The organism is Pseudomonas sp. R43(2017) (assembly GCF_002112345.1).
Taxonomy (GTDB): domain Bacteria; phylum Pseudomonadota; class Gammaproteobacteria; order Pseudomonadales; family Pseudomonadaceae; genus Aquipseudomonas; species Aquipseudomonas kribbensis.
The window spans coordinates 179,206-205,647 of sequence record NZ_NEHJ01000003.1 but is presented as its reverse complement, the minus strand read 5'-3'; the positions used below and the strand labels follow the sequence as shown (position 1 = coordinate 205,647).

General features: G+C 61.6%; 28 protein-coding genes. 18 read left to right on the top strand and 10 right to left on the bottom strand.

What is annotated here, in order from left to right:
* The first annotated feature begins 2 nt into the window (after positions 1–2).
* The 9 genes from CAG02_RS09430 to CAG02_RS09385 all read left to right on the top strand — a co-directional run bounded on the left by CAG02_RS09430 (position 3) and on the right by CAG02_RS09385 (position 7,607).
* Positions 3–1,130 (top strand): branched-chain amino acid ABC transporter substrate-binding protein, encoded by a 1,128-nt coding sequence (locus CAG02_RS09430; RefSeq protein WP_085712959.1) that lies wholly within the window; start codon positions 3–5, stop codon positions 1,128–1,130.
* A gap of 231 nt (positions 1,131–1,361) precedes the next feature.
* On the top strand, positions 1,362–2,285 hold the full coding sequence (livH, locus tag CAG02_RS09420) for a high-affinity branched-chain amino acid ABC transporter permease LivH (RefSeq protein ID WP_085712958.1): 924 nt from the start codon (positions 1,362–1,364) through the stop codon (positions 2,283–2,285).
* Positions 2,282–3,538: a high-affinity branched-chain amino acid ABC transporter permease LivM gene (locus tag CAG02_RS09415; RefSeq protein WP_085712957.1), complete on the top strand. Its 1,257-nt coding sequence runs from the start codon at positions 2,282–2,284 to the stop codon at positions 3,536–3,538. Before livH ends, CAG02_RS09415 begins: the two co-directional genes overlap by 4 nt.
* Entirely contained in the window at positions 3,535–4,302 is a 768-nt protein-coding gene (livG, locus tag CAG02_RS09410) for a high-affinity branched-chain amino acid ABC transporter ATP-binding protein LivG (RefSeq protein WP_085712956.1), read from the top strand. Before CAG02_RS09415 ends, livG begins: the two co-directional genes overlap by 4 nt.
* Positions 4,303–5,004 carry an ABC transporter ATP-binding protein gene (locus CAG02_RS09405; RefSeq protein ID WP_003222380.1) on the top strand — a complete coding sequence of 234 codons (702 nt, stop codon included), beginning with the start codon at positions 4,303–4,305 and terminating at the stop codon, positions 5,002–5,004.
* A gap of 156 nt (positions 5,005–5,160) precedes the next feature.
* Positions 5,161–5,469: a DUF2282 domain-containing protein gene (locus tag CAG02_RS09400; protein ID WP_085712955.1), complete on the top strand. Its 309-nt coding sequence runs from the start codon at positions 5,161–5,163 to the stop codon at positions 5,467–5,469.
* A 25-nt stretch (positions 5,470–5,494) separates the two neighbouring features.
* A complete protein-coding gene (locus CAG02_RS09395; protein ID WP_085712996.1) occupies positions 5,495–6,382 on the top strand; it encodes a DUF692 domain-containing protein in 888 nt (295 codons plus the stop codon).
* Positions 6,379–7,137, top strand: a complete 759-nt coding sequence (locus CAG02_RS09390; protein ID WP_085712954.1) for a DUF2063 domain-containing protein — start codon at positions 6,379–6,381, stop codon at positions 7,135–7,137. Before CAG02_RS09395 ends, CAG02_RS09390 begins: the two co-directional genes overlap by 4 nt.
* Positions 7,134–7,607, top strand: coding sequence for a DoxX family protein (locus CAG02_RS09385; RefSeq protein ID WP_085712953.1), 474 nt, complete (start codon positions 7,134–7,136; stop codon positions 7,605–7,607). Before CAG02_RS09390 ends, CAG02_RS09385 begins: the two co-directional genes overlap by 4 nt.
* Here CAG02_RS09385 and CAG02_RS09380 read toward each other — a convergent pair.
* Positions 7,598–8,512: a LysR family transcriptional regulator gene (locus CAG02_RS09380; RefSeq protein WP_085712952.1), complete on the bottom strand. Its 915-nt coding sequence runs from the start codon at positions 8,510–8,512 to the stop codon at positions 7,598–7,600. The two genes, CAG02_RS09385 and CAG02_RS09380, sit on opposite strands and share 10 nt — an antisense overlap.
* Positions 8,513–8,615: 103 nt before the next feature.
* Here CAG02_RS09380 and CAG02_RS09375 point away from each other — a divergent pair, with 103 nt between their 5' ends.
* The 3 genes from CAG02_RS09375 (at position 8,616) to CAG02_RS09365 (ending at position 11,637) form a co-directional block, all read left to right on the top strand.
* Positions 8,616–9,215, top strand: a complete 600-nt coding sequence (locus CAG02_RS09375; RefSeq protein WP_085712951.1) for a short chain dehydrogenase — start codon at positions 8,616–8,618, stop codon at positions 9,213–9,215.
* 59 nt (positions 9,216–9,274) lie between these two features.
* Entirely contained in the window at positions 9,275–9,928 is a 654-nt protein-coding gene (locus CAG02_RS09370) for a COG3650 family protein (protein WP_085712950.1), read from the top strand.
* Positions 9,929–10,023: 95 nt separating this feature from the next.
* Positions 10,024–11,637 (top strand): NAD(P)/FAD-dependent oxidoreductase, encoded by a 1,614-nt coding sequence (locus CAG02_RS09365; protein ID WP_085712949.1) that lies wholly within the window; start codon positions 10,024–10,026, stop codon positions 11,635–11,637.
* Positions 11,638–11,703: 66 nt separating this feature from the next.
* Here the strand turns inward: CAG02_RS09365 and CAG02_RS09360 are convergent, their stop codons facing one another.
* Positions 11,704–12,798, bottom strand: coding sequence for a PLP-dependent cysteine synthase family protein (locus CAG02_RS09360; RefSeq protein WP_085712948.1), 1,095 nt, complete (start codon positions 12,796–12,798; stop codon positions 11,704–11,706).
* A 246-nt stretch (positions 12,799–13,044) separates the two neighbouring features.
* On the opposite strand from CAG02_RS09360, the gene nhaA reads away from it, so the two are divergent.
* The 4 genes from nhaA to CAG02_RS09340 all read left to right on the top strand — a co-directional run bounded on the left by nhaA (position 13,045) and on the right by CAG02_RS09340 (position 16,109).
* Entirely contained in the window at positions 13,045–14,232 is a 1,188-nt protein-coding gene (gene nhaA / locus CAG02_RS09355) for a Na+/H+ antiporter NhaA (RefSeq protein ID WP_085712947.1), read from the top strand.
* A gap of 121 nt (positions 14,233–14,353) precedes the next feature.
* Positions 14,354–15,577 carry an S-type pyocin domain-containing protein gene (locus CAG02_RS09350; protein ID WP_085712946.1) on the top strand — a complete coding sequence of 408 codons (1,224 nt, stop codon included), beginning with the start codon at positions 14,354–14,356 and terminating at the stop codon, positions 15,575–15,577.
* 7 nt (positions 15,578–15,584) lie between these two features.
* On the top strand, positions 15,585–15,830 hold the full coding sequence (locus CAG02_RS09345) for a colicin E3-like toxin immunity protein (RefSeq protein ID WP_085712945.1): 246 nt from the start codon (positions 15,585–15,587) through the stop codon (positions 15,828–15,830).
* A gap of 27 nt (positions 15,831–15,857) precedes the next feature.
* A complete protein-coding gene (locus CAG02_RS09340; protein ID WP_085712944.1) occupies positions 15,858–16,109 on the top strand; it encodes a pyocin S6 family toxin immunity protein in 252 nt (83 codons plus the stop codon).
* A 75-nt stretch (positions 16,110–16,184) separates the two neighbouring features.
* Here CAG02_RS09340 and CAG02_RS09335 read toward each other — a convergent pair whose 3' ends face one another.
* Positions 16,185–16,649, bottom strand: coding sequence for a glycine zipper 2TM domain-containing protein (locus tag CAG02_RS09335; RefSeq protein ID WP_024776354.1), 465 nt, complete (start codon positions 16,647–16,649; stop codon positions 16,185–16,187).
* A gap of 168 nt (positions 16,650–16,817) precedes the next feature.
* Here CAG02_RS09335 and CAG02_RS09330 point away from each other — a divergent pair, with 168 nt between their 5' ends.
* Positions 16,818–17,054: a hypothetical protein gene (locus CAG02_RS09330; protein WP_085712943.1), complete on the top strand. Its 237-nt coding sequence runs from the start codon at positions 16,818–16,820 to the stop codon at positions 17,052–17,054.
* A gap of 5 nt (positions 17,055–17,059) precedes the next feature.
* Here the strand turns inward: CAG02_RS09330 and pdxH are convergent, their stop codons facing one another.
* The 5 genes from pdxH to dinG all read right to left on the bottom strand — a co-directional run bounded on the left by pdxH (position 17,060) and on the right by dinG (position 24,780).
* Positions 17,060–17,707, bottom strand: a complete 648-nt coding sequence (pdxH, locus tag CAG02_RS09325) for a pyridoxamine 5'-phosphate oxidase (protein WP_085712942.1) — start codon at positions 17,705–17,707, stop codon at positions 17,060–17,062.
* Positions 17,708–17,731: 24 nt separating this feature from the next.
* Positions 17,732–18,829, bottom strand: coding sequence for an OmpA family protein (locus tag CAG02_RS09320; protein ID WP_085712941.1), 1,098 nt, complete (start codon positions 18,827–18,829; stop codon positions 17,732–17,734).
* Between the two features lie 113 nt (positions 18,830–18,942).
* Positions 18,943–20,088 (bottom strand): serine hydrolase domain-containing protein, encoded by a 1,146-nt coding sequence (locus CAG02_RS09315; protein WP_085712940.1) that lies wholly within the window; start codon positions 20,086–20,088, stop codon positions 18,943–18,945.
* A gap of 94 nt (positions 20,089–20,182) precedes the next feature.
* Positions 20,183–22,540 carry a beta-galactosidase gene (locus tag CAG02_RS09310; protein ID WP_085712939.1) on the bottom strand — a complete coding sequence of 786 codons (2,358 nt, stop codon included), beginning with the start codon at positions 22,538–22,540 and terminating at the stop codon, positions 20,183–20,185.
* 95 nt (positions 22,541–22,635) lie between these two features.
* Positions 22,636–24,780 (bottom strand): ATP-dependent DNA helicase DinG, encoded by a 2,145-nt coding sequence (gene dinG / locus CAG02_RS09305; protein ID WP_085712938.1) that lies wholly within the window; start codon positions 24,778–24,780, stop codon positions 22,636–22,638.
* A 99-nt stretch (positions 24,781–24,879) separates the two neighbouring features.
* Between dinG and CAG02_RS09300 the strand changes: the two genes are divergently transcribed.
* Positions 24,880–25,344, top strand: a complete 465-nt coding sequence (locus CAG02_RS09300; protein WP_085712937.1) for a CopD family protein — start codon at positions 24,880–24,882, stop codon at positions 25,342–25,344.
* A 50-nt stretch (positions 25,345–25,394) separates the two neighbouring features.
* Here CAG02_RS09300 and CAG02_RS09295 read toward each other — a convergent pair whose 3' ends face one another.
* Positions 25,395–26,153 carry a collagen pro alpha-chain precursor gene (locus CAG02_RS09295; RefSeq protein WP_085712936.1) on the bottom strand — a complete coding sequence of 253 codons (759 nt, stop codon included), beginning with the start codon at positions 26,151–26,153 and terminating at the stop codon, positions 25,395–25,397.
* On the bottom strand, positions 26,146–26,424 hold the full coding sequence (locus CAG02_RS09290) for a DUF1145 domain-containing protein (protein WP_085712935.1): 279 nt from the start codon (positions 26,422–26,424) through the stop codon (positions 26,146–26,148). Before CAG02_RS09290 ends, CAG02_RS09295 begins: the two co-directional genes overlap by 8 nt.
* Positions 26,425–26,442 lie beyond the last annotated feature (18 nt).

Genomic DNA, 26,442 nt, shown 5'->3' with positions numbered 1-26,442 from the left:
CTATGACTAAGGCTACTAAGCAGATTTCCAAACTGTTTGCCGCTATGGTACTGGCCGGGGTTGCCAGCCATTCGTTCGCAGCTGACACCATCAAGATCGGTATCGCCGGCCCTAAAACCGGCCCGGTAGCCCAGTACGGCGACATGCAGTTCAGTGGCGCCAAAATGGCCATCGAACAGATCAACGCCAAGGGCGGCGTCGACGGCAAGAAGCTCGAAGCCGTTGAATACGATGACGCTTGCGATCCGAAACAAGCGGTAGCCGTTGCGAACAAGGTCGTCAACGACGGCGTCAAGTTCGTGGTCGGTCACCTGTGCTCCAGCTCCACCCAGCCTGCTTCGGACGTTTACGAAGACGAAGGCGTGATCATGATCACCCCGGCAGCCACCAGCCCGGACATCACCAGCCGTGGTTACAAAATGGTGTTCCGCACCATCGGTCTGGACAGCGCCCAGGGCCCTGCCGCCGGTAACTACATTGCCGATCACGTGAAACCGAAAATCGTTGCTGTCCTGCACGACAAGCAGCAATACGGTGAAGGCATCGCCACCGCCGTGAAGAAAACCCTGGAAGGCAAAGGCGTCAAGGTTGCCGTGTTCGAAGGCGTCAACGCCGGCGACAAAGACTTCTCCTCGATGATCTCCAAGCTCAAGCAAGCCAACGTCGACTTCGTCTACTACGGCGGCTACCACCCTGAGCTGGGCCTGATCCTGCGTCAGTCCCAGGAAAAAGGCCTGAAAGCCAAGTTCATGGGTCCGGAAGGCGTGGGTAACGACTCCATCTCGCAGATCGCCAAGGACGCGTCCGAAGGCCTGCTGGTGACTCTGCCGAAGTCCTTCGACCAGGATCCGGCCAACCAGAAACTGGCTGAAGACTTCAAGGCGAAGAAAGAAGACCCGAGCGGCCCGTTCGTGTTCCCGTCCTACTCGGCGGTTGAAGTGATTGCCCAGGGTATCACCGCTGCCAAATCCGAAGACCCTGCCAAAGTGGCGGCCGCCATCCACGCAGGCACCTTCAAGACCCCTACCGGCGACCTGAGCTTCGACGCCAAGGGCGACCTGAAGGACTTCAAATTCGTGGTCTACGAGTGGCACTTCGGCAAACCTAAAACCGAAGTTTCGCCTCAGTAAGGCGCTGCCTGACTGACTGCCAATAAAGCCCACGGCGTGCCGTGGGCTTTGTTTTACGAATGTATTGGGCCGCGCTGGCGTGATCCGCCAGTCTCCCCACCTGAAAATCTCAAAACCGTCATCAGCGGTTCGCTGGCAAAACCCGGATTCGAAGTGGATAAAGATCCACGGGGCCGGGCGGGAAAATGACTCCACCAGTGAAATGCGTATCAGGTTTTTAGGAGCGCTGTAATGCCTGACATCTATCACTTCTTCCAACAGCTGGTTAATGGCATGACCATTGGCAGCACGTATGCCCTGATCGCCATCGGCTATACGATGGTCTACGGCATCATTGGAATGATCAACTTCGCCCATGGCGAGGTGTACATGATCGGCTCCTACGTGGCATTCATCGCCATCGCCGGGCTGTCCATGATGGGACTCGACAGCGTTCCGCTGTTGATGACCGCCGCTTTTCTCGCAACCATCGTCGTGACCAGTGCCTACGGTTACAGCATCGAACGGGTCGCCTACCGCCCCTTGCGCGGCAGCAACCGTCTGATCCCGCTGATCTCCGCCATCGGTATGTCGATCTTCCTGCAGAACACGGTTCTGCTGGCGCAAGACTCCAAGGACAAATCCATCCCCAACCTGATCCCCGGCAACTTCTCCATCGGGCCAGGTGGCGCACATGAAGTGCTGATTTCCTACATGCAAATCGTGGTGTTCGTGGTGACCCTGGTCGCCATGCTCGGCCTGACCCTGTTCATCTCCCGCTCTCGCCTGGGCCGCGCCTGCCGCGCCTGTGCCGAAGACATCAAGATGGCCAACCTGCTGGGCATCAACACCAACAACATCATCGCCCTGACCTTCGTCATCGGTGCTGCGCTGGCGGCCGTCGCGGCCGTGCTGCTGAGCATGCAATACGGCGTGATCAACCCGAACGCCGGTTTCCTCGTCGGCCTCAAGGCTTTCACCGCCGCAGTACTGGGCGGCATCGGCAGCATCCCCGGCGCCATGCTCGGCGGGCTGGTGCTCGGTGTGGCGGAAGCCTTCGGTGCCGATATCTTCGGCGACCAGTACAAGGACGTCGTGGCGTTCGGCCTGCTGGTTCTGGTGCTGTTGTTCCGGCCAACCGGCCTGTTGGGTCGTCCGGAGGTTGAGAAAGTATGACTAGGAATCTTAAACAGGCGCTGTTCAGCGCCCTGCTGGTGTGGGCGGTGGCCTACCCGGTACTCGGTCTGAAGCTGACCATCGTCGGCATCAACCTCGAAGTGCATGGCACCAGTACCTCGACACTGATCACCATTGCCGTCTGCTCGGTGTTGATGTTCCTGCGCGTGCTGTTCGACCAGCAGATCGGCGCGGCGTGGAAATCCTCGCCGAGCCTGCCGAAGATGCCGGCCAAGGCCAGCAGCTTCCTGACCCTGCCGACCACCCAGCGCTGGATCATCATTGCGTTGATCATCGGGGCACTGGTCTGGCCGTTCTTCGGTTCTCGCGGCGCGGTGGATATCGCCACGCTGGTGCTGATCTACGTGATGCTCGGCCTCGGCCTGAACATCGTGGTCGGCCTGGCAGGCCTGCTCGACCTCGGTTACGTCGGCTTCTATGCCGTCGGCGCCTACAGTTATGCGCTGCTGTCGCACTACTACGGCCTGAGCTTCTGGATCTGTCTGCCGATTGCCGGACTGATGGCGGCCACCTTCGGCTTCCTGCTCGGTTTCCCGGTACTGCGTCTGCGTGGTGACTATCTGGCGATCGTGACGCTGGGCTTCGGTGAAATCATCCGTCTGTTCCTGCGTAACCTCACCGACATCACCGGCGGCCCGAACGGCATCAGCAACATCGAGAAGCCAACGTTCTTCGGTCTGACCTTCGAACGTAAAGCCGCCGAGGGTTTGCAGACGTTCCACGAATACTTCGGCCTGGAATACAACTCGATCAACAAGGTGATCTTCCTGTATCTGGTGGCGTTGTTCCTGGCGCTGTTCGCGCTGTTCGTCATCAACCGCTTGCTGCGCATGCCTCTGGGCCGTGCCTGGGAAGCGTTGCGCGAGGATGAGATCGCCTGCCGCGCATTGGGCCTGAACCCGACGCTCATCAAGCTTTCGGCATTCACTCTGGGCGCCTGCTTCGCCGGTTTCGCCGGCAGCTTCTTCGCCGCCCGTCAGGGTCTGGTGACGCCGGAGTCCTTCACTTTCATCGAGTCGGCGACCATTCTCGCCATCGTGGTGCTGGGCGGCATGGGCTCGCAGCTGGGCGTGGTACTGGCGGCGGTCGTGATGATCCTGTTGCCGGAAATGATGCGTGAGTTCAGTGAGTACCGCATGCTGATGTTCGGCGCCCTGATGGTGCTGATGATGATCTGGCGACCTCAAGGTCTGCTGCCCATGCAACGTCCTCACATGGAGCTGCGCAAATGAGCCGCGAGATCCTGAAAGTCGAAAATCTGAGCATGCGCTTCGGCGGCCTGCTGGCGGTCAACGGCGTGGCCCTGACCGTGAAAGAGAAACAAGTGGTGGCGCTGATCGGGCCTAACGGCGCGGGCAAGACCACCGTGTTCAACTGTCTGACCGGCTTCTACAAGCCGAGCGGCGGCAGCATCAAGCTCGATGGCGAGCCGATCGAAGGCCTGCCGGGTCACAAGATCGCCCTCAAGGGCGTGGTGCGCACCTTCCAGAACGTGCGATTGTTCAAGGACATGACGGCGGTCGAGAACCTGTTGATCGCCCAGCACCGCCACCTGAACACCAACTTCCTGGCCGGTCTGTTCAAGACCCCGGCGTTCCGCAAAAGCGAGCGCGAGGCCATGGAGTACGCCGAGTACTGGCTGGACAAGGTCAACCTCAAGGAATTCGCCAACCGTCCGGCCGGCACCCTGGCCTACGGTCAGCAGCGTCGTCTGGAAATCGCCCGCTGCATGATGACCCGTCCGCGGATCCTCATGCTCGACGAACCGGCCGCCGGTCTGAACCCGAAGGAAACCGAAGACCTGAAGGCGCTGATCAGCGTGCTGCGTGAAGAGCACAACGTCACCGTGCTGCTGATCGAACACGATATGAAACTGGTCATGAGCATTTCCGACCACATCGTCGTGATCAACCAGGGCACGCCTCTGGCCGACGGTACGCCGGAACAGATCCGCGACAATCCTGAAGTGATCAAAGCCTACCTGGGGGAAGCGTAAATGCTGCAGTTCGAAAACGTTTCCACCTTCTACGGCAAGATCCAGGCCCTGCACAGCGTCAACGTCGAAGTCCGCCAGGGCGAGATCGTGACGCTGATCGGTGCCAACGGTGCCGGCAAATCCACGCTGCTGATGACGCTCTGCGGTTCGCCGCAGGCCCATAGCGGCAGCATCCGTTACATGGGTGAGGAACTGGTCGGCCAGGACTCGTCGCAGATCATGCGCAAGAGCATTGCCGTGGTGCCGGAAGGCCGTCGGGTGTTTGCCCGACTGACCGTCGAAGAGAACCTGTCCATGGGCGGATTCTTCACCGACAAGGGCGACTATCAGGAACAGATGGACAAGGTTCTCGGACTTTTCCCGCGCCTGAAAGAACGCTTCAACCAGCGCGGCGGCACCATGTCCGGCGGCGAACAGCAAATGCTCGCCATCGGCCGGGCGCTGATGAGCAAGCCGAAATTGCTGCTGCTCGACGAGCCGTCGCTGGGCCTGGCACCGATCATCATCCAGCAGATCTTCGACATCATCGAACAGCTGCGCAAGGACGGTGTGACGGTGTTCCTGGTCGAGCAGAACGCCAACCAGGCGCTGAAAATCGCTGACCGTGCGTACGTTCTGGAGAACGGCCGGGTGGTGATGCAAGGCACCGGTGAAGCGCTGCTGACCGACCCGAAAGTACGCGAAGCGTACCTCGGCGGTTGATCGATTGCGTTAAACAGAAAACGGCCTTCGGGCCGTTTTTTTGTATTCGATAAATTATTTTGCCTTTCGCTGTAACGCATCGCCAGGTCGTTTCTCTAGTGGGGTAAGCAAGCGCACATCGCTTGTTCCAACCCAAGTTGAAACCGGAGAAACATCATGACTGCTACCACCCGCACCCTGTCCGCCACCGCCCTGGTTCTGGCCCTTGGCTCTGCCCTGAGCATGGCCGCCGTTTCGACCGTTCAGGCGGCCGACAACAGCAACATGGAAAAATGCTTCGGCGTGGCCATGAAAGGTCATAACGACTGCGCCGCCGGCGCCGGCACCACCTGCGCAGGCACGGCGAAAATGGATTACCAGGCCAACTCCTGGAAGTTCGTTCCGAAAGGCACCTGCACCACCACCGAAAGCAAAACCTCGCCGACCGGTTTCGGTCAGATGGAAGCCTTCAAGGCCAAGTCCTGATCCGGAGGCTGCCCGAGTGTCGATCATGATCACTTCCTGCGACCATGCCTCCCCCCGCACTCGGGCAGCCCTCACCGGGCTCCCGCCCCGTGCCGGGCTGGGGCTCAAGACCGGGCACTTTCGTGAAGTGCTCGGCTCTCTACCGGACATCGGTTTCTTCGAAGTCCACGCCGAAAACTACATGGTGGCCGGCGGCCCGTTTCATCATTTTCTGGGTTTGATTCGTGAAGCGTATCCGTTGTCGTTGCATGGTGTCGGCCTGTCCATCGGTGCCGAAGGCCCGCTGGATGTGCAACACCTCAAACACCTGAGTGCGCTGATCGAGCGCTATCAACACCACTCCTTTTCCGAACACCTGGCCTGGTCGACTCACGGCCCGGTGTTTCTCAATGATCTATTGCCTCTGGCCTACGACACGCCGACGCTGAACCGCGTCTGCGATCACATCGACCAGGTGCAGAACACCCTCAAGCGTCCGATGCTGCTGGAAAACCCGGCGACCTATCTGGCGTTCGAACGCTCGACGATCGACGAAGCGGAGTTCATCGGTGAAGTCATCCGCCGCAGCGGCTGTGGTCTGTTGCTGGACGTTAACAATGTCTACGTCTCGTGCATCAACCATCAGCGCGACCCTCTGGCCTACCTCGACGCACTGCCGCTGCACGCAGTTGGCGAGATTCATCTGGCGGGGTTTGCCGAAGATTCCGACAGCCTCGGTGATCGCTTGCTGATCGACGATCACGGCGCACCGATCGATCAGGCCGTATGGTCGCTATATCGCCAGGCGCTGGAGCGCGTCGGCCCGGTGGCGACGCTGATCGAACGGGACAATCAGGTGCCGGCCTTCGATGTGCTGCTGGCCGAGGCGCAACAGGCCGACGAGCTTCTGCTTTGCGCAGGAGGTCGGCCATGAGCACCCAAGCCGTGTTCAGCGCCGCACTGCTCGATGTCGGCCTGCCCTGCCCCGACGGATTGTGCAGCGCCAACGGGGCCGATCCGGCCAGTCGATTCGCGGTGTACCGCAACAACGTGCAGGGCTCGTTGAGCAATGCACTGGCCGACAGTTATCCCGTAGTGATGCAGTTGGTGGGTGAGGAATTCTTCCGCGCCATGGCCGGCGTTTTCATTCAAAACCACCCACCACACAGTGCGTTGATGAGCGATTACGGCAGTGATCTGGCGGACTTCATCAGCGGATTCGAACCGGCGTCGAGCGTGCCTTATCTGGCCGATGTCGCGCGACTGGAACGCCTGCGCACGCAGGCCTACCACTCCGCCGATATCGCGCCGCTCAGCCAGGACCGGATCGCTGCGGCCTTCGCGGATCAGGAAGGTCTGAGTCGCTTGCAAATCGGCCTGCATCCTTCGCTGCACGTGCTCGATTCAGCTTTTGCCGTGGTGGATATCTGGGCCGCGCACCAGCAAGACGTCACTTTGGCCGGCATCGATCTGGATCAGGCCCAGCACGCGCTGATCCTGCGCAACGGCCTGGAGGTCGAGGTGTTCGCCGTGGATCCCGGCGTCAACCCGTTCATTCGCCAGCTCAAGGCCGGCCTGTCACTGACCGAGGCGCTGGAATCCGCAGAAGCCTTCGATCTCAGCCAGACCCTCGCCCTGTTGATCAGTCGCCACGCCATCACCCACTTACATCACAAGGTTTCGCCATGAACAGCCTCATTGCCCGCGCCATCGCGCTGCTGGAAAAAATCCCGCACAGCCTGATTGCCTTCATCGCGCGTTTTTCCATCGCGGCGGTGTTCTGGAAATCCGGTCAGACCAAGGTCGAGGGACTGGCCATCGACCTGATCGACGGCACGTTCCAGATTGGCTGGCCACATCTGGCGGACTCGACGATTCCGCTGTTCCAGAGCGAATATCACGTGCCGCTGCTGTCACCGGAAATCGCCGCGCACATGGCGGCGTTCGCCGAACACTTTTTTCCGATCCTGATCCTCGTCGGCTTCGCCACTCGGTTTTCGGCGCTGGCGTTGCTGGGCATGACGCTGGTCATCGAGCTGTTCGTGTATCCCGACGCCTATCCGACCCACGGCACCTGGGCGGCAGTGTTGCTGTACCTGATGACCACCGGGCCGGGCAAATTGTCGATCGATCATCTGATCGCACGACGTTATCGCTGAAGCCGGTCCAGGGCCTCGCCGCTGCGCTTGAACCAGTCGATCAGGTAGTCCGCCAGCACCTGAGTGCGCTTCGGCAGCCCGCCCTGATACGGGTGCACCAGGTACATCGGCATGCGCCGGGTCTGAAAATCGCGAAGGAGCCAGCGCAATCGGCCGTCAGCCAATTCCGTCTGCAACAGATAGGACGGCAGGCGAGCGATGCCGGCGCCAGCGAGTGCGGCCTTTTTCAGCAAACTGTAGTGATTGCTGGCGAACGGCCCCGACACCCGCACCCGCAACAGCTCGTGCTGCTGGTGATAGAGCCACTCTTCGCGGCCGCCGTAGTGACTGTTGAGCAAACAACGATGTTCGGCCAGCGCCTGTGGCGTCGCCGGTTCGCCGAAACGTTCAAGGTAGGCCGGACTGGCGCAGGTCATTTCCTGCCAGGCCAGCAAAGGCTTGGCCACCAGACGCTCGTCGTTGGCGACGTCGGTGCGGATCGCCAGATCAAAGCCATCGCGGGAGAGATCGCGATAGCTGTTGTTCAGCTCCAGCTCGATCTGCACTTCGGGGTATTTCTGCGAAAACTCCAGCACCAGGCCGTCGAAGAAGGTTTCCCCCAGCGACACCGGCACCGTCATACGCACGGGGCCTGCCATATCGTCCTTCAAACGCGCCAATGCCTGACGCGCCCTTTCCACCTGGACGACAAGCGCCTGAGCCTGGGGCAACAGCGCCGCACCGGCCGCCGTCAGGCTCAGCCGACGTGTGGTGCGTTGCAGCAGCACCACGGAAAACTGCGCCTCCAGCTGACTGATGCGCTTGGACAGTTGCCCCTTGCTGCACCCCAGCTGCTGCGCCGCCAGGGTAAAACTGCCGGCCTCGATCAACACCGCGAACGCCGCCAGATCATCCATCTCGCTCATGGATTGTTTCCATTTGAAAACCAAAGGTTGCCCATTAGCGCGCTTATCAGCGGAAAAAACCACTCTAGACTGAAAGCTCGTTCAATCACTTGAGGCAAGCACGATGAAAATTCTGTTGATCGGCGCCGGCGGCACCATCGGTTCGGCGGTGGACAAAGAGCTGTCACAGCGTCACGAAGTCATTCGCATCGGCCGCAGCAGCGGCGATTTCCAAGTGGATATCAGCGACAGCGCATCGATCCGCAAGCTGTTCGAAAAGACCGGCAAGTTCGACGCCCTGGTCTGCGCCGCCGGCAACGTGACCTTCGCCCCGCTGGGCGACATGAACGAAGACAGCTTCGCCCTCGGCCTGAAAGACAAGCTGATGGGCCAGGTCAATCTGCTGCTGATCGGCCGTGAATTCGCCAACGACGGCGCATCGTTCACCTTCACCACCGGCGTCCTCAGCCACGACCCGATCCGCAGCGGTGCTTCGGCAGCACTGGTCAACGGCGCGCTGGACAGCTTCGTCCGTGCCGCCGCCATCGAACTGCCACGGGGCCTGCGCGTGAACTCGATCAGCCCCACCGTGCTGGTGGAAGCCATGGGCAGCTACGCCCCGTACTTCCGCGGCTACAAGCCGGTTCCTGCGGCGGATGTGGCGTTGGCCTACGCCAAAAGTGTCGAAGGCTTGCAGACAGGTCAGACATTTCACGTGGGCTAAACCCTTGTGATGAACGGTCAGCCTGCGTAACGTGGCGGCACTTGTCTGGAGAGCCGAAGATGCGTGTTGCCCGTTCCTTGATCGTTGTTGCCCTGCTCCCTCTGTTTGCCGCGTGCCAGTTATTCGACGGTGCGCGGACCAGCGCCTTCCACGTCGGTCAGACGCGGATGCAGGGGCAACTGACCGCTGCCGACGGCAAACTGGTGTTCCAGTCATGCGGCGAGCAGCGCCAGTACGTGGTCAACGACATCGGCGGCACCAGCATTCTGCAAGAGGCCGCCACCCTGGCCGACCAGCAGGGCAAGCTGTTCGCCGACGTGCGCGGCAAGATCGCCGGTGACCGTCTCGACCTGACCCAGCTCTATCGCGTCGAACGCTCCGGCACCGCTTGCGATGATCCGAATTTCAAGCAACTGATCCTGCGCGCCGCCGGCCATGGCCCGGAATGGAACGTCAAGGTCAGTGGCAAAGGCATGGTCATCGACCGCGAAGGCCAGCCACCGCTCGCTGTGCCCTACGTCGAAGAACAGTTGGGCGACGGTCGTTTCAACCTCAGCAGCGAAGCCAACAACCAGCGCATCGAGCTGTGGGTGGCGCCACAGCGATGTGTCGACAGCAACACCGGCAGCGTGCAACACATGAGCGCCGAGCTGCGCATCGACGGCAAGGTACAACGCGGTTGCGGGTATTTCGGCGGTTCGCGCAACGACTGATCGTTTTACCCTCACGGGATCCGGCCGTTGCGGCTTATAATCGCCGCCTTCAAACGCCCTGGCGCAGTTGTGCGCCCCGCGAACCGGATCCTGTCATGTTACGAATCACTGAACTCAAGCTGCCGATCGACCATCCCGACGAAGACCTGCGCGCTGCAATCGTGCAACGCCTGGGCATCGCCAGCGATGACCTGCTCGATTTCACCTTGTTCAAGCGCAGCTACGATGCGCGCAAAAAGTCTTCCGAACTGTGCTTCATCTACACCATCGACCTCGAAGTGCGCGACGAGGCCAAGGTGCTGGGCAAGTTCGCCGATGACCGCAACGTCAACGTGGCGCCGGATGTCAGCTACAAATTCGTCGGCCAGGCGCCAAGCGACCTGAGCCAGCGTCCGATCGTGGTCGGTTTCGGCCCGTGCGGGATCTTCGCCGGCCTGCTGCTGGCGCAGATGGGCTTCAAGCCGATCATCCTCGAACGCGGCACCGAAGTGCGCCAGCGCACCAAGGACACCTGGGGCCTGTGGCGCAAAAGCGTGCTCAACCCCGAGTCCAACGTGCAGTTCGGCGAAGGCGGGGCGGGCACGTTCTCTGACGGCAAGCTGTACAGCCAGATCAAGGATCCGAAATTCCTCGGCCGCAAAGTCCTGCACGAGTTCGTCAAGGCCGGCGCGCCGGAAGAAATCCTCTACGTCAGCAAGCCGCACATCGGCACGTTCCGTCTGACCGGCATGGTCGAAACCATGCGTGAAGAGATCCGCGCCCTGGGCGGCGAAGTGCGCTTCCAGGAACGCGTCACCGACGTGCTGATCGAAGACGGCCAACTGGTCGGCGTCGAGCTGGCCAGCGGCGAAACCCTGCATTCGAAACACGTGATTCTGGCACTGGGCCACAGCGCCCGCGACACCTTCCGCATGCTCCACAGCCGTGGCGTGTTCATGGAAGCCAAGCCGTTCTCGGTGGGTTTCCGCATCGAGCACCCGCAATCGCTGATCGACCGTGCGCGACTGGGCAAATACGCCGGTCACCCGAAACTCGGCGCTGCCGACTACAAACTGGTGCACCACGCCAAGAACGGCCGTTCGGTCTACAGCTTCTGCATGTGCCCGGGCGGCACCGTGGTGGCGGCGACCTCCGAGCCGAACCGCGTGGTCACCAACGGCATGAGCCAGTACTCGCGTAACGAGCGCAACGCCAACTCCGGCATCGTCGTCGGCATCACCCCGGAAGTCGATTATCCGGGCGGCCCGCTGGCCGGGATCGAGTTGCAGGAACGTCTGGAGTCCCACGCCTTCATCCTCGGCGGCAGCGACTACAAGGCCCCGGCGCAACTGGTCGGCGACTTCATCAACGGCACGCCGTCCACCGAGCTGGGCGAGGTTGAGCCTTCGTACAAACCGGGCGTGGCGCTGGGCGACCTGGCCCTGGCGCTGCCGGACTTTGCCATCGAAGCAATTCGCGAAGCGTTGCCGGCGTTCGAGAAGCAGATTCGCGGTTATTCGCTGCACGATGCAGTGCTGACCGGGATCGAGACGCGGACTTCGTCGCCGCTGCGGATCACGCGCAACGAGTCGCTGCAGAGCATGAACGTCAAAGGTCTGTTCCCGGCCGGTGAAGGCGCGGGTTATGCGGGCGGGATTCTGTCGGCGGGTGTTGACGGGATCCGGATTGCCGAAGCTGTAGCGCGTGACATTCTCGGTCTGAAAGACTGATCCGCGCGACCTGAAACACTGCAAAAAACTGTGGGAGCGAATTCGCTCCCACAGTCGTTTTCGGCGTCAGATATTGGCACGCAGAACCGAGGTCGGCAGCGCCTCACCCTTCTCGGCACTGGCTGCCACAGCCGCCATCAATCCTTCCAGCTCATAGCCCTGCGCCTTGAGCCACGCCTGATCGTAATAGGTGTCCGCGTAGCGCTCGCCGCCATCGCACAGGATCGCCACGATCGACCCCGACTCTCCCGCCGCTTTCATCTGCTGCGCCGCCATCAGCGCGCCGATCAGGTTTGTGCCGCTCGACCCTCCCACATGCCGGCCCAGACGCTGCGCCAGGTAATGCATGGCGGCCAGCGACAAGGCATCCGGCACCTTGACCATCGCATCGATCACCTTGGGCAGGAACGACGCCTCCACCCGAGGCCGGCCGATGCCTTCGATCCGCGAGCCGTGGTCCAGACGCAAACTCGCGTCACCGGTCTGGTAGTAGTCGAAAAACACCGAACGCTCGGCATCGGCGCACAGCACGCGGGTGCAGTGCTGGCGATAACGCACGTAACGCCCGAGCGTCGCGGTGGTGCCGCCGGTGCCAGGGCTGGAAATCAGCCACGCCGGGCACGGGTGCTGCTCGTAGCGCATCTGCTGGAAGATCGACTCGGCGATGTTGTTGTTCGCCCGCCAGTCGGTGGCGCGCTCGGCATAGGTAAACTGGTCGATGAAGTGCCCGTCGTGTTCCCGGGCCAGGCGTTCAGACTCGGCGTAGATCTGCGTCGGGTCGTCCACCAGATGGCTCTTGCCGCCATAGAAGGCGATCTGCGCAATCTTCTCCTTGGAGGTGGTTGCCGGCATCACTGCAATGAACGGCAGCCCGAGCATCCGCGCAAAGTACGCTTCGGAAATCGCCGTCGAACCGCTGGACGCCTCGATCACCGGCGCGCCGGGCTTGAGCCAGCCGTTACACAAGGCGTAGAGAAACAGCGAACGGGCCAGCCGATGCTTGAGGCTGCCAGTGGGATGGCTGGATTCGTCCTTGAAGTACAACTCGATGCCCGGAAACCCCGGCAGCGGCAAGGGGATCAGGTGGGTGTCGGCGCTGCGCTGGAAGTCCGCTTCGATGATCCGGATGGCTTCGCGGGCCCACTGTCGGTTGTCGCTCATGGCTGTCGTTCTCGTTGAATCGGGCAGAAGTGCCTTCACAGGCTTAGCCCCCAAGCTTAGGAAAAATCCCACCGCACTGACAGATACAGCTGAACTTCAATACCGTCGGCAACTGCTAGGCTCTGCTGCAGGTCTGGCATGCGCCTTGTAACCATATATAACAAAAAAGAATATAACTTTTGTTTTAACAACTAACAGTACGGGTTAGGGTGTCCCACCTTTTGACTTTATCGATGGAGAGCGACCTTGCCTCTGCGTAGCACTTTCACGCGTTTCTTTCAGTTGGAAGCTGCCAGCGGTCTGTTACTGATCGCCGCGGCCATCCTGGCTTTAATCATCAACAACTCGCCGCTGTCGTGGCTGTACACCGGCCTGCTCGACACGCCGGTGGTCGCGCAGATCGGCGCGTTGAAAATCGCCAAACCCCTGCTGCTGTGGATCAACGACGGCCTGATGGCGCTGTTCTTCCTGCTCATCGGCCTGGAAGTGAAGCGTGAAGTGCTCGACGGCCAGCTGTCGAAGCCGTCGCAGATCGTCCTGCCCGGCGCGGCGGCCATCGGCGGCATGCTGGTGCCGGCGCTGATCTACTGGTTCCTCAACCGCGACAACCCGGCCGCCCTCGATGGCTGGGCGATTCCCACCGCCACCGACATCGCCTTCGCCCTCGGCGTGCTGGCCTTGCTCGGCAAACGGGTGCCGGTGTCGCTGAAGCTGTTCCTGATGACCCTGGCGATCATCGACGACCTTGGCGCGATCGTGATCATCGCGATCTTCTATTCCGGCGAACTCTCGACCCTGTCGCTGGGCCTCGCGGCGGCGTGCATTGCGGCGCTGGTGGCGATGAACCGGCTCGGGGTGGTCAAGCTCGGGCCGTACATGATCATCGGCCTGATCCTGTGGGTCTGCGTGCTCAAGAGCGGTGTCCACGCGACGCTGGCCGGCGTGACTCTCGCATTCTGCATCCCGCTGCGCACGAAAAACGCCGAGCCTTCGCCGCTGCTGACCCTGGAACATGCGCTGCACCCGTGGGTGGCCTACGGCATCCTGCCGTTGTTCGCCTTTGCCAACGCCGGCCTGTCGCTGATCGGTGTGACCGCCGAAAGCTTCACTCACCACGTACCGATGGGCATCGCCGTCGGCCTGCTGCTGGGCAAGACCATCGGCGTGTTCGGCCTGACCTGGCTTGCCGTGAAAACCGGCATCGCCGCCCTGCCCCAGAACGCCAATTGGGGTCAGGTGCTGGGCGTGGCGATTCTCTGCGGGATCGGCTTCACCATGAGCCTGTTTGTCGGCTCGCTGGCCTTCGTGCCGGGTGCCAGTGAATACGCCGGAATGGACCGGATGGGCATTCTCACCGGCTCGGTGTTCGCCGCATTGATCGGTTATGCGGTGACCCTGGCGGCAAGCAGAAAGAACACCGCGCTGCCTTCCTGATGCTGTAGCGAACAATCCCCACGTCTTTAGAGACGCGTCCTACAGCCACGATTTTCCTGCTTCGTTAACGTCGTGCAGCCCCTTTCGAGGGGCTGCCGATGCATGAACGAAAGGAAAATCAGTGGCTGGTCAAAAGGACGTTCCCCGGGTTCCCAACCCACCGGCAGGCGACGGCCATCACGTCACCTACCGCTACCTGACGGCCACCGAGCTGGCCGATCAGGACGAGCGACAAAACAAGTACGACGCCATGCTGGCGCGGCAGGACGCCTTCGAACGCAGCCGTGAGGTCGCGTCGAACAAGCCTGAGCTGGTACGCGCCGGCTGCACGTTTGCCAAGTCCTGCAAGTTGCCGGACGCGATCATCGATTACGCGAATCCTTCGGGGATGGTGCCGACGGACAGCCTGAAGGATTACGGCGATCTGATCCTGCTCGGCGGACGTGAAGCCGATGACAGCGGCGGCGTTGCACTCAAAAAAATCAGCGGCACCGCCATTCCTGCTGGCCTGGGCACCTTTGCTCTCGCCGGTGAGGCGTTCAAGGCTTTGCCCGCGATGGCCTCCGCCGCCGTCGTGGCCCCGCTGGTCGGCCTGGTGGCGATGTTCATGCCATCGAACCTGGGCGACAGCGCCCTCTACACCGAAGACCAGTTGCTCGCCCTCAAACAGGCTCGAACCCGCGTGCGCTTGCACGTCGAACAGCAGGCCGACGGCAGCCTCAAGGGTTACGGCTTCTACACCGGCAAGAACCGCGACTGGGAAATGGTCGATGTCGTGCAGTTCACTGCACGCGGTAACCGATTTGTTGCAGACCTCGGCGAAGGCATCGAACTGATCTGGACGCCCGCCGTGGACGGCTCCGACATCCTCGGCATCCCCGCGCTGGAGGCCGCTCCGCAAGCACCGCATATCTGGGTGTATCCACCGACGAAAGCGGCGGAAGGGATTCTGGTGAATCCGGTTTATCCGCCGGAGTATCGGGATTTCATATTGGTGTTTCCGGCAAGTTCGGGGGTAAAACCGTTATACGTTGTACTGAACACATCACGCAAAGGCTTGGCACCCGCAGGCCATAGCTACCATAAACCGCCGAAGACCGACCAAATCACCGCATTTCCAGACCTGAAAAAAGTTAAAGACATGAATCCGGTTCAGGGTGGAGGAGGACTTCGTAAGCGCTGGACTGATGCTAAAGGAAAGACAATTTACGAATGGGACTCAAGACATGGAGAGTTAGAAATGTACCGAAGCGATGGAACTCACCTCGGAGCCTTCGATCCCTACACAGGTGAGCAGCGCGAAGGGCCTATAAAAAAAAGAAGCATCAAAAAAAGATATCTGTGAGGACGAGATGGGACTGGAACTAAGACTGGAGTGGTACGACACAGCAACCCAGCAATTCCAAGGCGAGGAGTCGTCGAAAGATCTGGGGGATGATGAATCAGTACTAAATGCCTTAGGCATTCCTGTGGAGGGCAACATCAATAATGGCAGCTTCAATGTCGTAGAAGAGTGGGTTGCGACCATTCAGCCGTACTTTCAACATCAAATCGCTCTAAGTGCCAACGACTATCAAATTTCGTTTGACTACAGTTAACACCGACAGACAGGCTGATTGACCTTAATGCGCTACCTTTCGATCACCGGTTTTTTCCCTGATGAAGTTCAAGACGACTCTTTGCAATTCGAGCTGGATATCACGGGTAGTGAGATGAATGAAAAAGTTGCCCAGCTCTCAGAATCCAAACCTCTTAGCGAGGTCGAGCCGGGCGAGTTGTTGTTGAATCAAGATCAGATAGCCGCGCTAGAAAATCTTTTAAACGTCAGTTTCACAAAGGACTTGGAGTACTTTGTGGGCACCCGTGCCGAATATTGATTCGTCAATTCGGAGGCATACAAAAAACCCCGACCAGTCACCTGATCGGGGTTTTTCTTTACCGCTCGTTCCCGCTTAGTGCGAAACGCGGCTGGTCCCGCCGACAGTCGAAATCCGTACGCGCTCACCGACGCGGAACACTTCGTTCTCCTGCACTTGCTGCACGTAGGCGCGCATGCTGCCGTCGTCTTCGCGCACGGTGATTTCAACACCTTGAGTACGGGTCAGGCCTTCTTCGGTGGCGGAACCGATCAGGCCGCCGGCCACGGCACCGATAACGGCTGCCACGATGCTGCCACGACCACCGCCGATGGCGCTGCCGCCGACACCGCCGACCACTGCACCGGCAGCGCCGCCGATCGGGGTCTTGGTGCCTTCGATTTTCACCGGACGCAGGGATTCGATGGTGCCCATGCGAATCGTCTGCACGCGACGCGCTTCGTCACGGGAGTAGGAGTCACCGGTCAGGCTCGATTGGCAGCCGGTGAGCAACATCGCCATCGTGGAAAAGGAAGCAACCAGCAGAACAGACTTACGCATAGGATCAACTCCAAAGGACAGGTATTCATTAAACTCCGCAGCTTGACGCCTGTCACGGCGCCGCCCGGATAAATTTGGTTTCATTCAGGCCCGGTACAGGGCCTCCACGAACTCACCCAACAGTAGCGCCAAAATACAGAGCTTGCGCCGCCGACCCCAAGGATTTTCATGGATTACTTCATCATTGTCGTCACAACCGTCGCCGGTTTGTACTTCCACTGGTGGTTGTACGTGCGGATCAAACGCTGGATGGACCGCGATCTGGCATTGTCGCTGGCCGGCAAGGATGAAGGCAAACGCGCCTACATGCTCGAACGGCTGGCGCAAGCCCGATCGCAGAAGATCAGGCGTCGGGACCTGCCGAAGTGGCTTGAGGCCGCTGCGGCAGGCTATCCCGCTCGGTAGACTGCTTAAGGTGCCAGACGTTCAAGAATCCAGTCGGCGCCCTGCAAACGATAGTTGAGGCGATCGTGCAGACGGCTCGCGCGGCCCTGCCAGAACTCGATGCGCTCCGGCAGCAAACGGTAACCGCCCCAGTGTTCCGGGCAATCGGGCTGGGTGTCGGTGAAGCGTTGTTCGGTAACCTTGAGCAAGTCTTCCAGTTCACCCCGGCCGTTGATCACCCGGCTCTGCGGTGAAGCCCAGGCGCCCAGTCGGCTGCCCAACGGACGCACCTGATAGTAGGCGTTGGATTCTTGCGGCGAGACCTTCACCACCCGCCCTTCGATACGCACCTGGCGCTCCAGGGTCGGCCAGAAGAACGTCATGGCCGCGAACGGATTCGCGGCCAGATGCTGGCCCTTGGCGCTTTCGTAGTTGGTGAAAAAGGTGAAGCCCTGCTCGTCCAGGCCCTTGAGCAGCAGAATGCGGCAGTGCGGACGCCCGTCCGCATCGACCGTGGCCAGGGTCATGGCGTTGGCCTCCACGGGCGCCTGCTCGGTTTTCACCGCGTCGGCAAACCACTGGTGGAACAGCGCAAAAGGCTCGGCCGGGGCTTGCGCCTCGGTCAGGCCGTCCCGGGTGTAATCACGACGCATATCTGCCAGAGCCTGGGTCATGGCGCATTCCTTTTCGTTAGCGGATTACTGTTTTGCCGCGTCGGTCGCCGCGACTTTCTTGTCGCTGGCGGCGGCTTTGGCTGGAGCGGTTTTCTTCGCTGGGGCCTTCTTCACGGGAGCCTTGGCTGCGGCCTTCTTGGCCGGTGCCTTTTTGGTGGCCGGGACAGCAGCTTTCTTCGCCGCAGGTGCCGGAGTCACAGGCTTGGCGACTGGCTTGACGTCCTGGGCCGCGACCATGGTCACCGGCTTCGGTGCCGGCATGTTGTACTTGCTCAGCAGCGCGACCATGGTGTTCTGCGGGGTCACCAGCAGTTCGACACGACGGTTCAGGGCACGGCCTTCAACGCTGTCGTTGGCCGCACGCGGGGCATCGGCGCCCATGCCGCGCAGCATCAGGCGATCACGCTGCAAGCCGCTGAGGCGGAAGATTGCCGCCACCGACTGGGCACGTTCCTGGCTCAGTTTGGTGTTGTCTGCCGCGACACCGGCGTTGTCGCTGTGGCCCAGCACCAGCACCGCGGTTTTCGGGTCGGCTTCGAGGATCTTGGCGATATTGGTGAACGGGCTCAGGGTCACCGGCAGCAGCATGGCCGGGCGTTTCGGGTTGAACGAGCCTTCAACCGGCGCGGTCACCACGAGTACGTTTTCACGGCGCTCGAATTGCAGGTTGCTGCCCTTGATCGCCTCACGCAGGCGCGGCTCGTAGTCGTCGAGCCAGGCCTGGGTGACTTTCGGGTCAGGCATCGGCACGGCTTTGGCGGTGTCCTGAGACTTGCCGCCGAACGGCCACCACCACTTGCTGCCGGTGTCGGCATCAGCCTTGGCGACAACGGCAGGCGCGGCTTGCGGTTTGACTTCGGGCTTCACGTCGGCCTTGGCCTTGTCGGCCGAATCGTCGGAGCCGAACGGCCAGTACCAGTGGCTGCTGCTCTCGGTCTTGGCGACAGGGGCTGTAGCGGCGGGTTTCACCGGTGCAGGTGCCGGAGCCGGCTCCTTGGCCGCAACCTTGTCGGAGGAGCCGAACGGCCACCAGCTGCCGCCATCGGCGTCATTCTTGGGAGTCTGAGCGCAACCGGTGATCGCGAAACACAGGGCCAGAGCGAGAGTTTGTTTGGACGACATTGGAAACCCACAAAAATTAGTAATGGACTATCAGAGGACTTTCGCCCGGATAAACAGACGCTTTGAATCGAAAAGCCGAATGAGGTTCCGGCCCTGGAACCTCCAGTAACGTTTTACAGACAAGTGGCAAGTACCCGCGCCAGCTTCTGCGCGCGCGGATCCATCAAGACGTACGGCCCCAGGGTATTTGTCACAAATCCGAAGGCCACATCGTGCTCCGGATCAGCAAAACCGATGGAACCACCCGCGCCTGGATGACCAAACGCCCGTGGGCCGAGGCCATAGGTGGCGTTCGGCACGTCAGGTTGATCGAGCATGCAACCGAGACCGAAACGGGTGCGGGTCAGCAAGGTCTTGTCCTCGCCGAGGCTGTGTTCCCGGGTCAGCTCGTCGAGCATTTCGCTTTCCAGCAGGCTGCCGTCGAGCAGACCGGCGTAGAACCCGGCCAGGCTGCGCGCATTGCCGTGGCCGTTGGCCGCCGGTTGCTGCATGCGCCGCCATTCCGGTTTGTTGGTGCTGGTGAGCACCGACGGCGGATTGGTGAAGGCACGGGTGGTCATGGCGGTGGGTTCACGCATGGTCACTTGCAGCAGGCGCTGGGCGGCGGCATCGCCGACATTGCCTTTGCCACGGGCGATATGCGCGACGCGGTAGAACTCTTCGTCGGCCAGGCCGACATGGAAATCCAGCCCCAACGGTTTGGCGACTCGCGCCACAATGGATTCACCCGGCCCACGACCGTCGGCCCGGCGCAGTAACTCGCCGATCAGCCAGCCGTAAGTGATCGCGGCATAACCGTGACCGGTGCCCGGCGTCCACCACGGCGCTTCCGCCGCGAGGGCGTCGACCATGGTTTGCCAGTCGTACAGGGCTTCGGGGGCCAACAGTTCGCGCAGCGCCGGCAGGCCGGCCTGATGGCAAAGCAATTGGCGCAGGGTCACGGATTCCTTGCCGGCGGCCGCGAATTCCGGCCAGTAACGGGCGACCGGGGCATCGAGTTGCAGCTTGCCTTCGGCCACCAGTTGCAGCGCGGTGACGGCGGTGAAGGTCTTGGTGCAGGAGAACAGGTTGGCGATGGTGTCGCTGTGCCAGGCTTCGCTGCCGTCCTTGTCGGCGGTGCCGGCCCAGAGGTCGAGGACGGTTTCCCCGCCGACCCGGATGCACAACGCGGCGCCACGTTCCTGGGGATCGTCGAACAGTGCCGCGAAGGCTTCGCGCACCGCTTCGAATTGAAGCTCGTAATGTCCCTGAATCTGCACCCGCAACTCCCCCGCGAAAACGCTCTACAAAGTGGCCCGCATTGTTCCAGCCCTTGAAGGTTTTGGGAACAGCGGCGGGCCGGGCGGTCCTGCCTTAATGACCGTTGCCGGAGTGCCCGCCGGTATGGCCGGCGCCCTGCCCCGGGCCTTTGCCGGCTTCGCCTTTGCGGCCGCCTTCGGTCTCGTGACCGGCCTTGTCTGCCGCCACAGCGGCTTTCTCGGCTTCTTTGCCGAGTTGATCAAGGGTCGCCAGATTGCTCTTGCGCACGGTTTCGACGAAACCCTGATACGGCACGTCAGTCACGCCCACCAGACCGAAGTGACCGTTTTCGCCATCGAGCAGACGCCCGGTCACCGGTTGATCGAGGTACTGGAACCAGTGCACGCCGACAATCGACGGCTCGCTCAGCGCCTGCTTGAGGAAGTTGGCGTAGGCCGGGCCACGATCTTCTTCCTTGTTCAACGGCGTCACGCCGCCCCAGAACGGGCCGCGATCGGTCGAGCCGAAATTGAACTCGGTAATCAGCACCGGTTTGTCGAGGCTGCGCAGCGCGGCGAAGTCATAACCGTCCTGCGGTTTCAGGGTGTACATGTTGAAGCTCAGCACGTCGCAATACTGCGCGCAGGAAGCCACGGCTTCCGGGGTGCTGATGGCGAAGCGACCACCCAGCAGCAGCTGGTTCGGCGCGTGCCATTTCAGCGAATCGGAAATGGTCTTGAAGTAAGTGTCGGCGAAGACCTTCTGGAAGTATTTGAAGTCAGCCTCGATTTCCGGGTGCTCCGGATTCGGCAGCGGTGCCTCGAACCCCGGGTCTTCCATCAATTCCCAGGCCGGCAGATCGATACCCCAGGCCTTCGACAGCCCCGCCTGATTGCGATACTTGTCGCGCAACTGCTTGAGAAACGCACGCTTGGCCGGTACGTCGGTGGTCATTTTCAACGTGCCGTAGGCCAGCGCGTAACGCGACTTCGGATCGTCACCGGGACCGGCCCAGGCCAGTTCGTTGTCGGCGAAGTAGCCGATCAGCCACGGATCATCGCGGTGATCACGGGCGGCAATCGCCACGGCGCGCTCGGTGGCCATGGCGAAACGTGGATCGAACGGGTCAGGCATGCCGCCCCACCAGTCGTTGCCGGTGCTGATGCTGGTGTAATCGCCAACGATCGACAACGGCAAGGTGTACGGCACGCGCTCGGCGTCACCCAGTTGCGGTGCGCTCCAGTTGCCGACAGTGTTGAAGCCCCACGCCTGCAGGCGGTCGAGGGTGTGGCTGGCCCACTTCTGCTCGTCGATGGCGGCCTTGCACGGGGTGGCAGGCGCTTTCTCGGTGGCCGCAGGAGTTGCGCAAGGTTCGCCATAGAGGCGTTGCAGGTTGGCACCATAGAAGTCATACCAGCGTCCGTTGCCGTAGCCACGGCCCTGATCGGCCCCGTTGCCGCCACGGTTGTCGCCTTCACCAAAGTGAATGGCCAGTGGCTCGTCGGGTTTCGGCAGAGACTCAAACATGTACTCGCGCCCGGCCACGTAGGTCTGGTTGACCTCGGGGCTGACGGTGTTCACGCCCAAGGAATAGAACGGATGACCCTCCGGCGTCACCAGATACCAGCGACCGTCGAGTTTTTCGGTGCGGAAGAAGCCACTGGCCTTGAACGTCGGGCCTTTGTTCAAGCCGCCGAACTTGTCCAGCGACGACTTCTCGCGCTCGGCCAGCCAGGTTTTCAGCTGTTGTTGTTCCCGGGTGGCGGCGGATTTCAGCTGTTCGTCGTTGGCGACTTTCTCCGGCCACTTGCTGCGGGTCGACTGACCGTAGGTATCCACCAGATTGCCGTAGGCGGCTTTGATCACCTCGCCCTCGTCCTGCACGCCGAAGCGCTCCAGCAACAGACTTTGCGCGGCTTTCGGCTGGTCCATCGACAGACTGACGGATACCACCTGGCTGCGATCCAGTTCACCGGAACTGCTGGCCAGCAGGATGCGCTGCCCGTCGATGGTCATCGGCATCAACGGCCCGGCCTTCATGCCCTGGCTCAGCGGCGAGGTTGCGGTCAACGGTACGAGCAAGGTCTGCGCCGGTCCGGCCGGCAGATCAACGCGGCTGACCAGGGTCTTGCCGTCGTTGCTCTGGATCTGTACGTAAACGGTCACCGCCCAGTTCATCGCGCTCTGGATGCGCAGGCTCATCATCCCGGACTGCGACCAGTCCCAGGCACCGGTCTGCGGGGTCAGGCGCAGGGTCGGACGCGCCACCGGGTTGAAAGTCACCCGGCGCAACACTTCGCCCTCGGGGGTCTGTTCGGCGTTGGCTTGTGGCAGGTCGGCGTTTTCGGTCGCCACTTTCACCACGTCGGCGGGGCGGACAAAGTTAAACAAGGTCTGCTGCCCGGCAGGTGCCGCCAGCAGAGGCGCAGCGAAAACCAGGGCAAAAAGGGCAGGCAACGAACGACGAATCATGAGAACGGATTTCTCCCTAACGACCAGCAATGGCCAATGGAAAAGCGATGGCGTAGAGATAGACAACGCGGCGGGCAAAACTGCCCACCGATGTCTCAGGATATTTCACGACGGAAAGGAGGCAACGCATTGAGGATCGCCTTGCCGTAGCGCTGGGTGACCAGCCGCCGGTCCAGCAAGGTGATGGTGCCGCGGTCTTCTTCGGTACGCAGCAGGCGGCCACAGGCCTGAACCAGCTTCAGCGAGGCGTCGGGCACCGAAATTTCCATGAACGGATTGCCGCCCCGGGCTTCGATCCATTCCGATAGCGCGGCTTCGACCGGATCGTCCGGCACCGAGAACGGAATCTTGGCGATCACCACGTGCTCGCAATAGGCCCCCGGCAAGTCCACCCCTTCGGCGAAACTGGCCAGACCGAACAGCACGCTGGAATCACCGCCATCGACCCGCGCCTTGTGTTTGTTCAGGGTTTCCTGCTTCGACAGGTTGCCTTGAATGAACACTTGCTTGCGCCAGTCGCGGTCGAGGCCGTCGAACACGTCCTGCATCTGTTTGCGCGAAGAGAACAGCACCAGACTGCCGCGCGAGCCTTCGACCAGCTCCGGCAGATCGCGGATGATCGCGGCGGTGTGGGCGGCGGCATCACGCGGGTCGGCTTTCAGGTCCGGCACCCGCAACACACCGGCATCGGCGTGATGGAACGGGCTCGGCACCACGGCGGTGACGGCTTTTTTCGGCAGCCCGGCACGCATGCGGAAACGGTCGAACGTACCGAGCGCAGTCAACGTCGCCGAGGTCACCAGACAGCCATAAGCCACGTTCCACAGACTGCGGCGCAAGGTTTCGGCGGCCAGGATCGGGCTGGCGTTGACCTCGATATCGAACAGCGAACCGCTTTCGGCCAGGGTCAGCCAGCGGGCCATCGGCGGGCTCTCTTCCGGGTCTTCGGCGGTGAACGCGGTCCACAGCTCCCAGTTGCCGGAGGCACGGGACAACAGGCTGCCGAACAGTGGATACCACTCTTCGGCCTGGTTGCTGGCGATGCCGATGTTGACCTCGCCGTCCATGCCTTCCTTGAGCAGGTCGGTCAGACGGGTAAACAGATCGTTGAGACGTGAGTAGCCTTTCTTCAGCTCGATGCCCATCTCGCGCATGTGCTCGGGAATCACCCCGCCGATGAATCGATGGCGCGGGCGCTCGCGGCCTTCGACATCTTCGCCGGGCTTGAAGTCGGCGATCTGCTCGCACGCAGTGAACATGAACTGCTGCTGGGTCTTGATCTCCCGCGCCAGCTCCGGCACCTGCTCGATCAGCTTGCCGAGATCCCCCGGCAGCGGATGCTGGGCCAGCAGTTTGGTGAGGTTCTTGGCGGTGGTTTCCAGCCAGTCGGCGGTGGAGCGCAGACGTGTGTAGTGGGCGAAGTGGCCGATGGCCTTGTCCGGCAGGTGATGGCCTTCGTCGAACACGTAAATGGTGTCGCGCGGATCGGGCAACACTGCCCCGCCGCCCAGCGCCAGGTCGGCCAGCACCATGTCGTGGTTGGTGACGATCACATCGACCTTGCCCATGCCTTCGCGGGCCTTGTAGAAAGCGCACTGGCCGAAGTTCGGGCAATGACGGTTGGTGCACTGGCTGTGATCGGTGGTCAGGCGCGCCCAGTCGGCGTCTTCCAGCGCGTTGGGCCAGCTGTCGCGGTCGCCGTCCCATTTATTGCCGGCGAGTTTCTCGATCATGCTGGTGAACAGCTTCTGGCTGGCCTCGTCGACCTCGATCTTGAAGCCTTCTTCTTCGAACAACTGCGCCGTGGCAGTCTGCGCGTGGCCTTCCTGCAGCAGCATGTCGAGCTTGGACAGGCACATGTAGCGGCCACGGCCCTTGGCCAGGGCGAAGCTGAAGTTCAGCCCGCTGTTGCGCATCAGGTCGGGCAAGTCCTTGTAGACGATCTGCTCTTGCAGGGCGACGGTGGCGGTGGCAATCACCAGGCGCTTGCCGGCCAGTTTCGCCGTGGGGATCGCGGCCAGGCTGTAGGCCACGGTCTTGCCGGTACCGGTGCCGGCTTCCACCGCGACAATCGCGGGGTCGCCACTGCGCCGGCCTTCGTCGTCGGTGTCGATATCCCCGAGGACCTTGGCGACTTCAGCGATCATCAGGCGCTGGCCGTAACGCGGCTTGAGGCTCTTGGCCTCTAGAAAACGCGAATAGGCGCCCTGGATCGTGGTTTTGAGTTCAGTGCTGATCATTGAGTGTCGGGCGCAAAAAACGCTGGATAAATTTTCAGTGGTTCGGATCGGCCGCTATCATACCCCGCTAATCAATCCTGCGCAGATCGGAGTACCCCAATGACACCTTTTAGCCTCGTTTACCCCCTTCATGTCCTCGCCGCCCTGGTGTGGGTCGGCGGCATGTTTTTCGCCTGGATGGTGCTGCGCCCCGCGGCGGTGAAGGCTCTGGACGGCCCCGGCAGACTGTCCCTGTGGGTGGAAGTGTTTCAAGGTTTTTTCCGCTGGGTGTGGGGCGCGGTGATTTTGCTGCCGGTGACCGGGGTGGGCATGTTGCATCTGCAGCACATCGGCTTCGAGACTGCACCGAAGTACGTGCAGGTGATGATGGGGTTGTACGTGGTGATGACCGCGCTGTTCATCCGGGTTCAGGGTTTGATGCTGCCGGAATTGCGCACGGCGGTTCAAGCGAAGGACTGGCCGACAGGTGCGGCGGTGCTGGGACGGATTCGTCGGGTGGTGGGGATCAATTTGCTGGTCGGCGTGCTGCTGGTGGCTATTGCGGCGGCGAGACCTTCGTTCTGACGTATTGCTGATCGTTCCCGCAGCGCGGGAACGATCAGACAGCGATTCGCTTACAGGCGCTGAACCGTAACCGAACCCGCCGCACCGGCCGGCCCCGGCTGACCGTCGGCCCCCGGCTTGCCGTTCTTGCCGCCATCGGCGCGATACACCAGGCAGCCCTTGGACTTGCCACCGGCGCCCGGTTTGCCACCTGGCCCCGCCGCCCCGCCGGCACCACCGGCCACATCGACCTTGATCAGCTCCGCCGGAAACTCCCGTGGCACTTCCAGCCGCACCAGCGCGCCCGGCGCACCAGGCTGGCCGTTACTGCCGTCACTGCCGTCGAAGCCGTGCCCGGCCTGGCCCCAGGTGCAGCCCGGTTCCTGACCGTTGGCCCCGTCGAGCCCGACAAAACCCGGCGCACCGGTGCCGCCACGGGCATCGACAATCAGCCGTGGAGCCTCCAGCGTCTTGAATTGCAGGTTCAGGTTACGCCCGGCGCGAGCCGCTTTTTCATAAGTGCCCGGTGCGCCGTGAGCCGTGATACGGCTCCCGTCGGCAAACCGGGCGCGGATGACTTTCATGTCCAGTGCCTGTTCGCCCGGCACGATGGCAATACGTGCCTCGTGGCCCAGCTGCAATTCGCCGACGCTCAGCTCGGTCACGTTCGAGGGCACCAGCAAGGTGCCGTAATCGGCGACCACCAGTTTTTCCAGCTGCAACGTGCTGGCCGTGTTGGGCAGTCGCATCAGGGAGTTGGCTTCGACACTGACCACCTGGGCACAGGCCAGTGGACTGATGAATGCAGCGAGCAGGCAGAGTTTACGCATGGGAAGCCTCCGGAGCGGCCGGGGCCGGGATGGTTTGCAGGTGGAAAACGCCGAACAGCAGGACCCGGCCACGATCGCGCCATGGGTGCGGCCGACCTTTGAGGCTGGCGTTGCACAGCATCACTTCAAGGAGGTGGATGGCCAGCAGCAGGACGCCAGCCAGATTGACCAGCAGATGCAACGGATGAACAAACGGCACCAGCTGATTGGCCAGTACCACGCAGCAGAACACCAGGGTCAACAATCGCCCCAGCCCACAGAACACCTTCATACGCTCCCCCGTGTTGCG